This window comes from Paenibacillus nanensis (assembly GCF_003583765.1).
In the GTDB taxonomy this organism is placed as follows: Bacteria; Bacillota; Bacilli; order Paenibacillales; family Paenibacillaceae; genus Pristimantibacillus; species Pristimantibacillus nanensis.
The window spans coordinates 1-14,389 of sequence record NZ_QXQA01000004.1; the positions used below are offsets into that span (position 1 = coordinate 1).

Consider the following 14,389-nt stretch of genomic DNA (forward strand, 5'->3'; position numbering starts at 1 on the left):
CCTTACTGTGCGTTGCTTGAATTCTTCGTTAAAGCGTTGCCGTTGTTCACCCAATGTGAACACCTCCTCGATAAGCTTATTATCTAGCTTCTCTTAATTGGGTGTCCACTTTTTATTCTAGTTGCACACACGATACTAAAAGCATGAAGTGAGCTGTTCCCAAGCAAATAACCACGTCACACGATACTAAAAGCACGGAGTTAGCTGCTCGCAAGCAAATAATTACGTCACACGATACTAAAAGTATGAAGTGAGCTGTTCCCAAGCAAATAACCACGTCACCCGATCTAAAAGCATGGAGTTAGCTGCTCGCAAGCAAATAATTACGTCACACGATACTAAAAGCACGGAGTTAGCTGTTCCCAAGCAAATAATCACGTCACACGATACTAAAAGCATAGAGTAAGCTACTCTCAAGCAAATAATCCCGCCACACGATATTATCAGCGCTGATGGCGAATAAGCCGATGTATTGGCGAAGAGCAAGGGCCGCCTGTCTCTGTTTTCGAAATATCTGCCAGCTCTATCAAATAAGAGGAACCGTAAGATAACGGCGTCGACGAATATAGCTCTGCCAAGTGGCCATAGCATTAGGTCGCCTGCTTTTCTTTAACGCGGTAAGGCGAAGAGGATTTTTGTCGATTACTATACCCAGAAGGCGGATAACTGTGCTATAATATTAACTTGTATGCAGATGTCAAGGTTGGGAGTGAGACAGCTTTGTCTTTGATCGTGATGAAGTTTGGCGGCAGCTCTGTCGGAACGCCAGAGAGAATGCAGCGTGTAGCAAAACGTATTATGGAGCGGCAGCAGGAAGGCAATGAAATTGTCGTTGTAGTGTCGGCCATGGGCGATACGACGGATGATCTGATCGACCAGTCGAAAGGTCTTAATTTAAATCCGCCGAGCCGGGAAATGGATATGCTTCTAACCGTAGGCGAGCAAATATCGATTGCTTTGTTATCCATGACGATCCACCAATTAGGCGGCAAAGCGATGTCGTTTACAGGATGGCAAGCGGGCATTCAAACCGATAACGTATTCGGTAAAGCTAAAATTACGGACATTCAGCCGCAGCGAATATTTGATTCGCTTCAAGCGGGTAACGTGGCAATTGTAGCCGGCTTCCAAGGAATGAGCGCGGAAGGCGAAATAACGACGCTAGGACGCGGCGGTTCGGATACGACCGCGGTCGCGCTGGCTGCTGCACTGAAGGCGGATGTTTGCGAAATTTATACGGATGTGGACGGCGTTTATTCCACGGATCCGCGCGTTGTCAAAAATGCGCGCAAGCTGAATGAAATCTCTTATGACGAGATGCTGGAGCTTGCGAATTTGGGTGCGGCGGTACTGCATCCGCGCGCGGTGGAATACGCGAAGCATTATAATGTGAAGCTTGTCGTTCGTTCAAGCTTTACGCAGAATGAAGGGACTAGTGTGAAGGAGGATGCGGTCATGGAACAAGGCGTGGTCGTTCGCGGAATCGCTTTTGATAAAAACGTGGCAAGGATCAGCATTATGGGCGTAGAGGATGTGCCGGGCGTTCTGGCGAACGTATTCGGCGCGCTAGCGGAAAACGGAATTGACGTCGATATGATCGTACAGAGCGGCGTATTGGACGGCAAAGCCGACTTCTCGTTCACCGTTTCGGGCGACGATAAGGAGAAAGCGATCTCCGTCATCGAAAGCATCCGTTCGGTCGTTCCATACCGGGAAACGACGTCGGAATCCGGCCTTGTGAAGGTGTCGATCGTAGGCGCGGGCATGGTCAGCAACCCTGGCGTTGCGGCTAAGATGTTCTCTGAAATTTCCAAGCTCGGCGTGAGCATTAAGATGGTCAGCACATCGGAAATTAAAGTTTCTTGCGTCATTACGGCTGAGCCTCTTAACGAAGTCGTGCGCGTTCTGCACACGGCTTACGGCTTGGATACGGCAGAGCAAGCTTTCGTAGGCGGCCCTTCGGAGCGCAGGTAACCTTCAGGAGCTTGCGTCATCCATTCAAATCCGCAGGCATTTGGTCCGGAATATATTTTGGATCATGAAATGATTGCAATTATCGATGATCTTTATCAAAACATAAATCCCAGTCAGGGAAGGCGCCGACCTTTCCGACTGGGATTTTTTTGTGTTCCTCTCACAATGATCCGCCGATCATTTTGAACAGCTTGTACAAGATTGCCGTAATACCGGCTGCCATTAGAGGGCCGACCGGTATGCCGCGCAGGAGAATGATGCCGACGATGGAACCGAGCACGAGGCCGACCACAATTTGAGGGTCAAGCTTCAGCAGGTCGAGTCCTTTGCTGTTAATATAGGTGGCCAGCGCGCCCCCTGCGAGCGCAAGAATACCGGGCCAGGACGTCAGGACTGCCGTAAAATCCTTCAGATGGATACGGCCTGACGCGAATGGGACAAGGACGCTAAGCGTCAAAAAGAGGAGTCCGAGCTCAAGGCCGCGGCGTTCGATAGCGGGCAAGTACCGTTCCAGATGAATGAGCTTAACCGCGAGCAGCAGACACGCTGCCGTTGCTATAATAGGGGATCGGCCGATTACGCCAACCAATATAAGAATGACGAGAATAATTTCACCAATCATCGGGGCTTATGCTCCTGTCTTATATGAACGCTACACCCGGGCTGGGCGGCTTACGCTCATTATATGGACGGGCATCCTTTAATATGTCTATCCGATCATGCTTTCCATTTACTTCAGAATCAATTGATCCCCGTTCAGATAAGGGACAATGGAGATGGAATCCACCTTGGCGCATTCATAAATGTCCTCGGCTGAACCAAGCTTTTGCAGACGCTTGCCGGATTGGCTGTTCATGAGCGTATCCAGCACGGAATCAGCATTAGCCCGGTAGAGCGCGTGCATGGCGCCGCCGAAATCATCGAGCTCAACGGCGGACGGGCACATCTGCTTCAAATGCTCGACAAGCAGTCCCGCGCATAATCCGTCTTCAATGGCAAAATCGTCATGGCTGCCTGCGCACAAGATTACGATGTCGCGCCGCTGCTCGAGCGCAAACCGGGCGCTCGCTTCCGCATTCAGCAAAGAGGCCGCGATTACCGTATCGGCTCGCATCGACTTATGGATGGCCCGCGTGCCGTTTGTTGTCGTCAAAATGACTCTTCGGCCGCCTACAGCCTGCTCCGTATATTCCCTTGGCGAATTGCCGAATTCAAAACCGGCGATTTTGCGGCTGAAGCGTTCGCCGCCGACAATGTCCCCAGGGCGCTGAAGCGCCCTGGCGTCCATGACGGTCTCGGCGGGAATAACGCTTACCGCTCCTGCGGCAAGCGCCGTAACGATTGTGCTGGTCGCTCGAAGGACATCGATCGCAATCGCTGTCTTATGGTTAAATTTGGCGGATCCCGCTTCCTTTACGCTAGGTATGACCTGGACATGCATGTTGTGTTAGTCCTTTCCTCGTTAAATCATATAATCGGAGAAATCAGCTTGATACCCGAATTGAAACGTGTCGGATCTCAGTCCGCGCCGCATCGCTTCCAAAGCGAGCGCATCCGCAGGCGCTACGTTCCCGAGGTGAACGGACGCGCCGAATTGCAGCATTAGATCGGCTTGCTGGCTCTTGAGGGGCGCTTCCCACATCAATCGGCCGGATTGGCCAACCTTGCCGATCACTTCCGTCAGCACGGACTCCTTACATTGGCCTCTTTCATCAAATAACCCAACATTTACGCCGGATTCCCTCGCTTCGACTGTTACGAGCTCTGCGCCTGCCTCCAGGTCGCAGTGGGCGGTGAACGCAAGCTCTTCCGGATCGATCTGGGAGCCCGCCGCTTTTTTTCCGTATTCCGTCATAACTGTAAGTCCGCGTTTCACGCCTTCCTTAATGATGGAAGTTCTGCGGATGCGATCCATTTCAATCGTTCCGTCGGATACTTCAATTCCCGTAAAGCCAAGCGAGCATACCGTATCCAGGAAGGAGTTTATGGTGCCTTGCTGGACTGCGGCCTCAAGCAGCGTTCCGCCGGGCATAGAGATGATACCTTGGGACGCGGCGAGCTTCAGCTTCTCTCGAAGCAGAACCGTATCGTACAAGACAGCGGTGCCGAAGCCCAGCTTTACGAAATCGACATAAGGGCCGGCCACCTGCACAAAGTCGGTGAATGCGTGGAAGCCAAGCCCTTTGTCGATAACCATCGTTTTGCCGAGTCCTTTATTTCTGTCGTCGTTACGTTTGCCGCTCGGATCCTTTAAGAGCTGGTGCCAGTTGTCTAGTTCAGCAATTCTCATCTTACCAATCTCCTCGCTTGCTTGATGAACGTACCCTCCACTATATGCAGGTCGCGCTAGGCAGGTGTCCGTCATGAAATGCAGACAAGCACGCATATACATAAAAAAACGACGGACGAAGAAAGGAGGTACGATCAAATGCTGAATAAAATCGTTCTGAGCATGGCCAGTTTGAGACTGATGTCCGGCACTATCGAAATATGCGCGGCGTTGTTAATGCTTCGTCTGAATCAAATCGATAAAGCGCTGGTCGTCAATTCGTCGCTGGCTTTAGTAGGGCCGCTCATTCTAATTGCTACAACGACGATCGGCCTGGTCGGCCTGTCAGATAAGCTGTCGCCAAGCAAATTCGTTTGGGTAGCGGCAGGCGTGATATGTTTGATGATCGGTATTTTGAAAAAATAGTAGAATGACGAATCTAGCAGATTTGTACATAAATCCGTTAGACAAGCATACACATGTAACGACATAAGACAAACATTGGGGAGTGAAGATGATGCTGTCTCATGTAGCTCATCTATTGCCGCTGGAGATGAAGAAGCTGCTGGAGAGTCTGCCGGCAGAGGTCAAAGGAACGCTGGAAGAAATCCGGATTCGGGAGAACCGCCCTTTGGAAATCGCTTATCGGGACGGATTTCGATTTATTGCGCCGGACGGCGCCATGAAGCTCCAGGCTGACGGAGCGTTCAAGCCAACGGCCGAGCATTGCCGCAAGCTGCTGGAGCGTATTACCAATTATTCGTTGTACGCCATGGAGGAGGAGCTTCGGAGAGGTTATATTACGGTGTCAGGCGGGCACCGGATCGGACTGGCCGGCCGGACGATACTGGATGGCGGCGTCGTGCGCGGCATTCGCGATATTGGAGGATTCAACATCCGTATTGCGCGCGAAGTGATCGGGGCGGCATCTCATCTTCTGCCTAAGCTGATGGACGCGGCCAAAGCCACAATCGGTTCAACGTTATTATTAGCTCCGCCGCAGCAAGGAAAAACAACGCTTATCCGCGATATCGCGAGATCGCTCAGCTATGGATTGGCGGGCGGCCTGAACCGAGCGGCTCAAGCGGGCAAAAAGGTCGGCATCGTCGATGAAAGATCCGAGATTGCGGCTTGCGTCAGAGGCATACCGACCTTTGATATCGGACCGAGGACGGATGTGATGGATGCTTGTCCCAAGGCGGAAGGCATGATGATGCTGCTCCGGTCCATGTCGCCCGAGGTTCTTATCGTCGATGAGATTGGCCGACAAGAGGACGCGGATGCGATACGCGAAGCAAGCCACGCCGGGGTAAGCGTCGTCGCAACGGCTCATGCCTACGACATTCAAGACGCCTTAGCCCGGCCTGAGCTGTACAAGCTGATTAAGGAAGGCGCCTTCTCGCATATCGTGGAGCTAAGACGGTCGGCAGACGGCATTATGCACCGCATCATCAACGCAGGCGCGCTTCAGCCGCAAGCGGCAAAAAGGGAGCATTCAACAGGAGCAAGCGCCCTCAGTCTTGCCGGTATGGGACGAGGCCGGAACGAGGAGCTATGAAGCTTCTTGGAGCGGTGCTCATCCTCATTGCAGGCACAATGATCGGCTTTCAGCAAGCTGCCAGGTACGCGGATAGGCCGAGACAGCTGAGGCAGCTCGCTCATGCGCTGCAGCGTCTGGAAACCGAGATCGGTTACGGCCATACGCCGCTTCCCGAAGCATTGGAGAGAACGGCTAACGCCTCCGCTGGACCGGTTGCATCGATCTTTCGGGAAACGGCGGAATGGCTGTGGAAGCCGGAAGGCCATTCCTTCCAAGAGTGCTGGGAACGGGCCGTGAAAGCCAACTGGATCGACACATCGATGAAAGGCAATGAACAAAGCGTAATGCTGCGGCTAGGTTCAACGCTGGGCATAAGCGACAAAGAGGACCAGATGAAGCATTTGCGGATGGCATTAACGCAGCTAAAGGCAGAAGAGGACGCGGCAAGGGACGAACAAGGGAAGTATGAGAAGATGTGGAAAAGTCTCGGGGCTTTGCTCGCTGTGCTGATCATCATTTTGATGTTGTAAGAGGGTGCGCTACTTATGAATATGGATGTCAGCGCCATCTTTCAAATCGCGGGAATCGGCATCATTATCGCAATGATTCATTCCGTTCTGAAGCAGATGGGGAAGGAAGACATGGCGCATTGGGTTACGTTAATCGGATTTGTTGTGGTGCTGTTTATGGTGGTTCGACTGCTTAACGATTTATTTCAGGAAATTAAGTCGATCTTTTTGTTCCAGTAGGTGAACGCGGTGGATATTATTCAAATCGTCGGTCTCGGACTGGTGGCGACGGTGCTGATTCTAGTTGTCAAAGAGCAGAAACCGATGTTTGCGTTCCTTCTGGCGGCTTTTACGGGATTATTTATTTTCTTATTCGTCATCGGGAAAATCGAGGCCGTCATAACCGTGTTAGAGGATTTGGCGAACCGCGCAGGCATCCCCTCCGTTTATTTGAAGACCGTGCTGAAAATAATCGGGATCGCTTATATCGCCGAGTTCGGCGCGCAGATCGTAAGGGATGCCGGACAGGAGAGCATCGCTTCGAAAATCGAGTTTGCCGGCAAAGTGTTCATCCTTGTCATGGCTATCCCGATTATAAGCGTCATTGTTGAAACGGTAATCGGCTTGCTGCCGGCGGGAGGCGGGACATGAGGATCGGGGGAACGGATTCGAGCGGAAGAGCCAGGCTTCAATTGTTTTTTTGGATTTGTATCCTGCTCTTCTCGTGGGTTCCCGGAAATGCGAGCGCAGAGGAGCCTGCCGCCAAACAAGAGGCCGACATGAAACAAATGGTGGAGGAGCAAGCGGGCCTAGTCGGCACGGAGCCCGTCGAAAATTATTGGAACAGGCTTCGGGAGGAATACGGGGGCTACTTTCCGGACCAGAAGGTGCCGAGCTTTAGCGAGATGCTGCTTCCGGGCGGCGGATTGTCCGTAACGGAAGTGCTGCAGGGTCTCCTCCGTTACCTACTTCACGAGGTGCTGTACAACGGCAAGCTGCTGGTCACGATCGTGATGCTGACGGTGTTCAGCATGGTGCTCGAAACGCTGCAGAACGCGTTTGAACGGAACACCATCAGCAGGGTCGCATACTCCATCACCTATTTGGTGCTCGTCATTATCGCGGTCAACAGCTTTCACGTCGCGATCGGCTATGCGAGGAACGCGATTGAGGACATGATGAGCTTTATGCTGGCGATGGTGCCGTTGCTCCTCACGCTGCTCGCTTCGATGGGGAATGTCGTGACGGTTTCCGTGCTCCATCCGCTCATTATTTTTATGATTCATGTAGTTGGCACGGTGATCTACACCGTCGTGTTCCCGCTGCTGTTCTTCTCGGCGGTGCTGCATATCGCAAGCGCGCTGACGGATAAGTTCAAAGTAACGCAGCTGGCCAATCTGCTTCGCACGATCGCAGTAGGCACGCTGGGGGTGCTCTTAACGATCTTTCTCGGCGTCATATCCGTTCAGGGGATTACGGGCGCGGTGACGGACGGCGTCACGCTTCGCACCGCGAAGTTCGTCACAGGCAACTTCGTGCCGGTCGTCGGGCGGATGTTTTCGGACGCTGCGGATACCGTAATCTCGGCATCTATGCTGGCAAAAAACGCGATCGGACTTGCAGGCGTCATTATTCTCATCTTCTTATGCGCGTTCCCGGCTTTGAAAATATTAACGCTGGCCCTTATTTACAATGTATCGGCAGCCGTCATGCAGCCCCTTGGGGATTCGCCAATCGTCACGTGCCTGAAGACGATCGGAAAAACGATGGTCTACGTATTTGGGGCGTTGGCCGCCGTCAGCCTTATGTTTTTTTTGGCGGTGACAATCATCCTGACGGCCGGCAACGCGGCTTTGATGGTTCGGTAGGGAGGCTTACGAAGCAAGTTTTGCTCCGCAAAACTTAAGCGAATGCTTACGAAGTGTGTTTTCCGTCGGAAAACACTGGAGGAGGTGAGCTAAATGTGATCGGTTGGTTAAGCGACTGGCTGCGGAATATTATCGCGGTAATCCTGCTGGCGATGCTGGTGGAGCTGCTGCTCCCGAACAAGGCGATGCAGCGTTACGCGAGGCTGGTGGTCGGTCTGTTCATCCTGCTGACGATTTTGTCGCCCATCCTAAAGCTGCTGCAAACCGATATGAGCGACCGGCTCGAGGCTGGCATGGAGCTATGGGATGAACGTTCGATGACTCGCGACATCAAGATGCCGAGCTTGGAAGATATTCAGAAAAGAGCCGACGCGATCCAGGCCCAGAGAAATGTCGAAGCGGCCAAGCTAACCGCGATGGCGCTTGAGGAATCGATGAGCGATGCCATTGCGGAAGAAACCGGGATGAAGGTCGAATCCGTTGACGTTAAGCTTATCCTCCCGAAAGCGGGCGAAGAAGAGAAGCAGCCGGAGCTCGCTTCCGTAACCGTGACGCTTGAATCGCGGGAGGCGGCGCGCGAGTCATCCGGACAAGAACCGGTCGATATTGAAGCGGTGGCGCCCGTTCAAGTTGATGTGAGCATCCAGGATACAGCGGAACCGGTAAGCGGGCAGATGGAGCAACAGGAGAATGGCTTTGTGCAGGTCAGCCAATCAGAAGCGAACGCGATTTACGGCGTATTGGCAAAAGGCTTTGGAGTTCAGGCGGCCCAAACGGTCATCCGGGAACGCGCGGGAGACGGCGCCGGCCATTAATTCATAGTTGAAGAAAGGGGAAGCTTGCGCATGGCAAAGTGGCTGGATGGACTGGAGGCGGCGGTAGGCGGCGGTCCAGGCGGACCGAAACGGATCAGAACGCTGCGTATCTTGATGATCGTAGGCGGTATAGGCGCCGCGCTCATGCTGCTTAATTCCTTCCTTCCGCAGAAAAATGTAGAGTCGCCCTCCCAGGATGCGAATCCGCCGCCGACGGCCGAGGAGGCCTGGAATCGTAGCCCTTCGCCAAGCACGCCGTTTGAAACGATTGAAGGCACGCTGGAGTCCCGGTTAAAAGATATTTTGGAAAAAATTGTGGGGGTTGGAACGGTTGATGTGCTGGTAACCGTCGATTCGACCGAAGAGATCGTGCTTGAAAAAAACAAGACGGAAACCCAATCGATAACCGACGAAAACGATAAAAACGGGGGGGTGAGGCACATCACGTCGATTACCAAGGAAGGGCAAGTGGTCCTGTACGAAGTGTCCGGCGATCAGAAACCGATTATTACAAAAACGATTAACCCTCGTATACGAGGCGTGCTAATCGTCGCTAAGGGAGCCGAAAACGCAACGGTCCGGCGGCTCATCATCAGCGCGGTGGAGAAAGGGCTCAGCGTTCCCGTTAACCGAATCGAAGTTATTCCAAGCAAGCAATAAGCAGGACTCATGCAAGGCGAACTTATACCCATTTGAGGAGGAATAGGAAATGAATACGAAAAGACAAACGATTTGGCTTGTATCGATGCTCAGCTTGATGGTGGTGCTCTCCGCTTACTATTTGTTCACGCAGGATTTGGACGACGCTGACAAGCTCTCGGGAACGGGAACGCCGACGGAAGATGTGAGCGAAGCCTCCGGCAACGACGGGGCGCTGGTCGTGGACGAAGTGACGCAGGAAGAGGGCGCGGCAACGGAGAAGCTGACGGACGAAGAAATCTTGGCGATGGTGGAAAGTCAAGGCTACGGCGAAAACTCGGTGTTCAGCGAAATTATCGCAAAGCGCGACCAGCTGTATTCCGAGGAGGAGAGCCGTCTGATGGCAGAGGTTGCGAATGTGAACAACGATCCGGAGCAGTCGGCTGAGGCTGTCGCGGCGATCGAGCAGCTGGAGGAGAAGCATTCCAAAATCGCCGAGCTGGAATCGGCGTTGATGAAGAATTACCAAATCGCGATGATTGATGAAGAGAACGACCGCTACAAGGTAGTTGTGGCAAGCGATAAGCTGGAGAAAAAAGAAGCGGCCAGCATTATCGATCAAGTAATGACGGTTATGGATGTGAAGGCGGAACAAGTGTCTGTGCAATACGTGCCTGAACCGCAATAAAGACTCGTACAAGCGAACAAAGCTCCGATCGTTCTTAGGCTTATGCCGGGCGTCCGGAGCTTTTTGTTCCCCGGTTTGGCAGCGCTTGCCGGCTTGTTCAAAAAATGATTCGTGTTCACGCCTATTTATGGTATAATACAAAACGTTATGTGAAAAAGAGGAGTGATTACGTTCATGTTCAAGTTGAGCGAGATTAAAGAATTGATCAAATTGGTTGATCAAACGTCCGTTTCGGAGCTCGAAATTGAAAACGAAGGCGCGCGTCTGCATATCCGTAAACCGGGTAAAACCGAAGTGGTGAGTGTGCAAACGGCTCCAATTACGCATACATATTCACAGCCACCGGTTGCGGCAGCGCCGCAGCAGCCGGCTGTCGCGGCGGCCGCTTCGCCCGCTGCTGCGGAAGCGACGCCCGCGAAAGCGCCGGCAGCTGATCTGCATCAAATCGTTTCGCCGATGGTCGGTACGTTCTACAGCGCCCCGTCGCCAGAAGCGGCGCCATTCGTGAAGGTCGGCGACCGCGTGCATGAGAAGTCGGTCGTGTGCATCCTCGAAGCGATGAAGCTGATGAATGAGCTGGAAGCCGAAGTAAACGGCGAAATCGTGGAAATACTGGTTTCCAACGGTCAGTTGGTTGAATACGGCCAGCCGCTCTTCCTCGTGAAAGCGGACTAACAATTCAGCCCGGCCTCGGGTAACTGTGTTCGAAAGGGGTTCCTACGTGAAATTCCAAAAAATACTAATCGCGAACCGCGGCGAAATCGCGGTACGAATTATTCGGGCTTGCCGCGAGCTGGGCATCAGCACGGTAGCCGTATATTCAGAGGCAGACCGGGACTCGCTTCACGTCCGCTTGGCGGATGAAGCGTATTGCATCGGTCCGACGCCATCCAAGGACAGCTATTTGAATTTGACGAATATTATGAGCGTGGCGACTTTAACGGAATGCGACGCGATTCATCCCGGCTACGGCTTTTTGGCCGAAAACGCGGACTTCGCGGAAATTTGCGAATCCTGCAACATTACGTTTATCGGTCCTTCTCCGGACGCGATCAGCAAGATGGGGGACAAAGCGGTCGCCAAATCGACGATGAAAGCGGCGAACGTGCCGATTATTCCAGGCTCTGACGGGTTGATCGAGAACCTGGAGGAAGCCATTATGGTTGCGCGGGACATCGGCTACCCTGTCATTATCAAGGCGACAGCAGGCGGCGGAGGCAAAGGCATCCGGATCGCCGAAGACGAGGAATCGCTGATCAGCCAAATTTCAACGGCCCAGCAGGAAGCGCAGAAGGCGTTCGGCAACGCTGGCGTCTATCTGGAGAAATATTTGACGGGAATGAAGCACGTTGAAATTCAAATTATGGCGGACAAGCACGGCAATGCCGTCCATCTGTTTGAACGGGACTGCTCGGTTCAGCGGCGCCGTCAGAAGCTGGTAGAGGAAGCGCCTTGTCCAATTCTCACGCCGGAGCTGCGCGAGCAGATGGGGCAGGCGGCCGTACGCGCCGCGCTTGCCGTACAATATTCGGGCGCGGGCACGCTTGAATTCCTGCTCGGTCCGGACGGAAAGTTCTATTTCATGGAAATGAACACGCGCATACAGGTGGAGCATCCGGTTACGGAGATGATTACGAACGTCGACTTGATCAAAGAAATGATCAGCGTGGCGGAAGGCAATCCGCTGTCGTTCACACAAGAGGATCTTTCCATTAACGGCTGGGCGATCGAGTGCCGCGTGAACGCGGAGGATTCGGAGCGCAATTTCATGCCGTCGGCGGGCAACATCCCGTTCTATCTGCCGCCGGGCGGACCTGGCGTGCGCGTCGACAGCTCGGTTTATCCCGGTTATACGATTTCGCCGCATTATGACTCCATGATCGCGAAGCTGATCGTATGGGGACCGACCCGTGAAGAAGCGATTGCCCGGATGAAGCGCGCCTTGTCCGAATTTGCAATCGAGGGCATTCGTACGACGATTCCTTTCCATTTGAAGCTGCTGAGCCATCCTAAGTTCGTGAAGGGCGATTTCGACATTAAGTTTCTGGAGGAGCATGATATTAACGCTCCGGAAACTGCAGTCAGCGCGGAATAAAACCAGCTTGGCAAGTTTGTCATAATTCGAGCTGAATGTTATAGTATAGAAATATGGCGCGGAAACGGCTTGGCAAGAAACCAAGCTCACACGACATTAGGGAGGTGTATTACGAGCATGAGTACGATAGCTGCTGAATATGAGAAAACAGAAATCGGTACGATTCAGATTGCACCTGAAGTCATTGAAGTGATCGCCGGTCTGGCAACGGTCGAGGTTGACGGCGTTGCGGGCATGAGCGGCGGATTTGCCGGAGGAATTGCAGAGCTGCTCGGCCGCAAGAACTTATCCAAAGGCGTCAAAGTCGAGGTTGGCCAGCGGGAAGCTGCAGTTGATGTCTCGATTATCGTCGAGTACGGAAACAAACTTCCGGAGGTAGCGTCTGAAATTCAACGGAATGTCAAGCGTTCCATTGAAATGATGACGGGACTTACGGTAGTGGAGGTAAACGTTCATATCCATGACGTTTATTTCAAGCCTGCGGAGCGATTCGATGATGAGGAATCCCAACATCGCGTGAAATAGAATAGAGCAACCATTGCATTTGTACAACCCCCTCGTGATTGGGCATGCCGCTTAAGCGCTTGGGGGTTTTCATTCGGTCGGTCGGGAGGTTAAGCCGCTTTGATTAGAGTTGTGGACAAGCTTTTATTATTTCTGTATAGCATCGTGATCGGCGTCATTTCCGTCGTCATGATCGGGGTAGGCTTCCATTGGATATCCAGAGACATAGCCGGCGACTTCATCATGGAGCTGTATGCGGAGGATGCGTTCTCGATCGCGGTTGGCATCATTGGCGTCGTCTTGTTCCTGATCAGCCTTCGATTCTTTATCGTGTCGCTTATGCGGGGAAGCGTAAACGCGCATTCTATCGATCAGCGGACCGAATTCGGCGATATCCGGATATCGATTGAGACGATTGAGAATTTGTCGCTAAAGGCGGCGTCCAAACAGAAAGGCGTTAAAGATTTACGCGCCAGAGTACGCGCGTCCGACGCGGGTCTGGAGATTGTCCTCCGAGCGGTGGTTGACGGAGAAACGGCGATCCCCTCGCTTACCGAAGAGATTCAGCGCGCTGTAAAAACCCATATCGAGGATATTACCGGCATTCCGGTTATCAATGTGGCTGTCTTTGTCGCAAATGTGATACAGACGAATACATTTAAGAGCCGCGTGGAATAGAGGTGAATAAGCCGATGTGGAAGGCATTCTGGGACGCATATTGGAAACGTCTGGTTGGCGCAGCTGCAGGTTTATTTTTCGGCATCATCTATTTAGCATTTGGATTCTGGGATATGCTGTTTGTAGCGCTTCTCGTTTTCATCGGCTATTGGTTTGGCAAGCAGAAAGAGCATTCGGAAGGACCGGTCATACCTTGGCAGCGAGTGTGGTATGCTCTGCTAGAAAGGTTCCGCCCGTTCCGTTAACTCTGTGGTCTCCTCCGTTCTCCGGATTTCGGACAGCCGCTAATTCGGGGCAGGGAGGAGATCATAGTTTTTTTTACATAACAACCTATTTCGGAATGAACGGATGTGGAGGTCACATGAAACGGAGACTTGCTAGAGAAATCGCGGTATCGAGTTTGTATCAAATGGAAATGAACGAAGTGACGGCGTCGGAGGCCGTGGATATGCTGATGGACGAGCTTCGGCAGGATAATGAAATCGGAGCGGATCCGAAGGAAATCGGAAGCACCGACGAATTTGCGCGCGAGCTGGTACACGGCGTGCTGGAAAGAAAGCAAGCGATCGACGGCATGCTGCAGCAGTTCCTGACAGGCTGGCAGGTAGACCGTTTGTCGCGCGTTGACCGCCAAGTGTTGCGTCTTGCTTGCTATGAGATGGTATTCCGCGATGATGTGCCGCCTAAAGCCGCGATTAACGAAGCGATCGAGCTGGCGAAGCATTTCGGCACGGAGGAGTCCGGCAAATTTGTTAACGGCGTGCTCGGCAAGCTGCTGCAAGGAATCGACGAGTTGAAATCGTAAAAGGA

19 protein-coding genes are annotated in these 14,389 nt (G+C 52.8%); 16 read left to right on the top strand and 3 right to left on the bottom strand.

All coding sequences use genetic code 11. The annotated features are described in order from the left end of the window. Positions 1-720 precede the first annotated feature (720 nt). Positions 721-1,974, top strand: coding sequence for an aspartate kinase (locus D3P08_RS08015; RefSeq protein WP_119598991.1), 1,254 nt, complete (start codon positions 721-723; stop codon positions 1,972-1,974). Between the two features lie 160 nt (positions 1,975-2,134). On the opposite strand, the gene D3P08_RS08020 is transcribed toward D3P08_RS08015, so the two are convergent. The 3 genes from D3P08_RS08020 to comA all read right to left on the bottom strand — a co-directional run bounded on the left by D3P08_RS08020 (position 2,135) and on the right by comA (position 4,264). Then, positions 2,135-2,596: a DUF441 domain-containing protein gene (locus D3P08_RS08020; protein WP_119598992.1), complete on the bottom strand. Its 462-nt coding sequence runs from the start codon at positions 2,594-2,596 to the stop codon at positions 2,135-2,137. Between the two features lie 108 nt (positions 2,597-2,704). Next, positions 2,705-3,415 carry a 2-phosphosulfolactate phosphatase gene (locus D3P08_RS08025; protein ID WP_119598993.1) on the bottom strand — a complete coding sequence of 237 codons (711 nt, stop codon included), beginning with the start codon at positions 3,413-3,415 and terminating at the stop codon, positions 2,705-2,707. A 21-nt stretch (positions 3,416-3,436) separates the two neighbouring features. Then, positions 3,437-4,264, bottom strand: a complete 828-nt coding sequence (comA, locus tag D3P08_RS08030; RefSeq protein WP_119598994.1) for a phosphosulfolactate synthase — start codon at positions 4,262-4,264, stop codon at positions 3,437-3,439. A gap of 138 nt (positions 4,265-4,402) precedes the next feature. On the opposite strand from comA, the gene D3P08_RS08035 reads away from it, so the two are divergent. The 15 genes from D3P08_RS08035 (at position 4,403) to nusB (ending at position 14,384) form a co-directional block, all read left to right on the top strand. Beyond that, positions 4,403-4,669 carry a YqhV family protein gene (locus tag D3P08_RS08035; protein ID WP_119598995.1) on the top strand — a complete coding sequence of 89 codons (267 nt, stop codon included), beginning with the start codon at positions 4,403-4,405 and terminating at the stop codon, positions 4,667-4,669. Positions 4,670-4,760: 91 nt separating this feature from the next. After that, the gene (gene spoIIIAA / locus D3P08_RS08040) at positions 4,761-5,801 is read left to right on the top strand and encodes a stage III sporulation protein AA (protein WP_119598996.1); all 1,041 of its coding nucleotides are present in this window, start codon (positions 4,761-4,763) and stop codon (positions 5,799-5,801) included. Beyond that, the gene (gene spoIIIAB, locus D3P08_RS08045; RefSeq protein ID WP_119598997.1) at positions 5,798-6,313 is read left to right on the top strand and encodes a stage III sporulation protein SpoIIIAB; all 516 of its coding nucleotides are present in this window, start codon (positions 5,798-5,800) and stop codon (positions 6,311-6,313) included. Before spoIIIAA ends, spoIIIAB begins: the two co-directional genes overlap by 4 nt. A gap of 15 nt (positions 6,314-6,328) precedes the next feature. Then, positions 6,329-6,532, top strand: coding sequence for a stage III sporulation protein AC (gene spoIIIAC, locus D3P08_RS08050; RefSeq protein ID WP_119598998.1), 204 nt, complete (start codon positions 6,329-6,331; stop codon positions 6,530-6,532). 9 nt (positions 6,533-6,541) lie between these two features. Further along, on the top strand, positions 6,542-6,943 hold the full coding sequence (gene spoIIIAD, locus D3P08_RS08055; protein ID WP_119599471.1) for a stage III sporulation protein AD: 402 nt from the start codon (positions 6,542-6,544) through the stop codon (positions 6,941-6,943). Then, positions 6,940-8,160: a stage III sporulation protein AE gene (spoIIIAE, locus tag D3P08_RS08060; RefSeq protein WP_119598999.1), complete on the top strand. Its 1,221-nt coding sequence runs from the start codon at positions 6,940-6,942 to the stop codon at positions 8,158-8,160. The genes spoIIIAD and spoIIIAE overlap by 4 nt, the downstream gene beginning before the upstream one ends. A gap of 95 nt (positions 8,161-8,255) precedes the next feature. Beyond that, positions 8,256-8,975, top strand: coding sequence for a stage III sporulation protein AF (spoIIIAF, locus tag D3P08_RS08065; protein WP_162848399.1), 720 nt, complete (start codon positions 8,256-8,258; stop codon positions 8,973-8,975). 30 nt (positions 8,976-9,005) lie between these two features. After that, positions 9,006-9,635, top strand: a complete 630-nt coding sequence (gene spoIIIAG / locus D3P08_RS08070) for a stage III sporulation protein AG (RefSeq protein WP_119599001.1) — start codon at positions 9,006-9,008, stop codon at positions 9,633-9,635. A 49-nt stretch (positions 9,636-9,684) separates the two neighbouring features. Next, entirely contained in the window at positions 9,685-10,302 is a 618-nt protein-coding gene (locus tag D3P08_RS08075) for a SpoIIIAH-like family protein (protein ID WP_119599002.1), read from the top strand. Positions 10,303-10,476: 174 nt separating this feature from the next. Then, complete coding sequence (accB, locus tag D3P08_RS08080) at positions 10,477-10,977, top strand: acetyl-CoA carboxylase biotin carboxyl carrier protein (RefSeq protein ID WP_119599003.1); 501 nt, start codon at positions 10,477-10,479, stop codon at positions 10,975-10,977. A 46-nt stretch (positions 10,978-11,023) separates the two neighbouring features. Beyond that, on the top strand, positions 11,024-12,397 hold the full coding sequence (gene accC, locus D3P08_RS08085) for an acetyl-CoA carboxylase biotin carboxylase subunit (RefSeq protein WP_119599004.1): 1,374 nt from the start codon (positions 11,024-11,026) through the stop codon (positions 12,395-12,397). Between the two features lie 117 nt (positions 12,398-12,514). Further along, a complete protein-coding gene (locus D3P08_RS08090) occupies positions 12,515-12,922 on the top strand; it encodes an Asp23/Gls24 family envelope stress response protein (RefSeq protein ID WP_119599005.1) in 408 nt (135 codons plus the stop codon). 99 nt (positions 12,923-13,021) lie between these two features. Next, positions 13,022-13,579 (top strand): alkaline shock response membrane anchor protein AmaP, encoded by a 558-nt coding sequence (gene amaP, locus D3P08_RS08095; protein WP_119599006.1) that lies wholly within the window; start codon positions 13,022-13,024, stop codon positions 13,577-13,579. Between the two features lie 14 nt (positions 13,580-13,593). Then, entirely contained in the window at positions 13,594-13,824 is a 231-nt protein-coding gene (locus D3P08_RS08100) for a DUF2273 domain-containing protein (protein ID WP_119599007.1), read from the top strand. Positions 13,825-13,940: 116 nt separating this feature from the next. Further along, a complete protein-coding gene (gene nusB, locus D3P08_RS08105; RefSeq protein WP_119599008.1) occupies positions 13,941-14,384 on the top strand; it encodes a transcription antitermination factor NusB in 444 nt (147 codons plus the stop codon). Positions 14,385-14,389 lie beyond the last annotated feature (5 nt).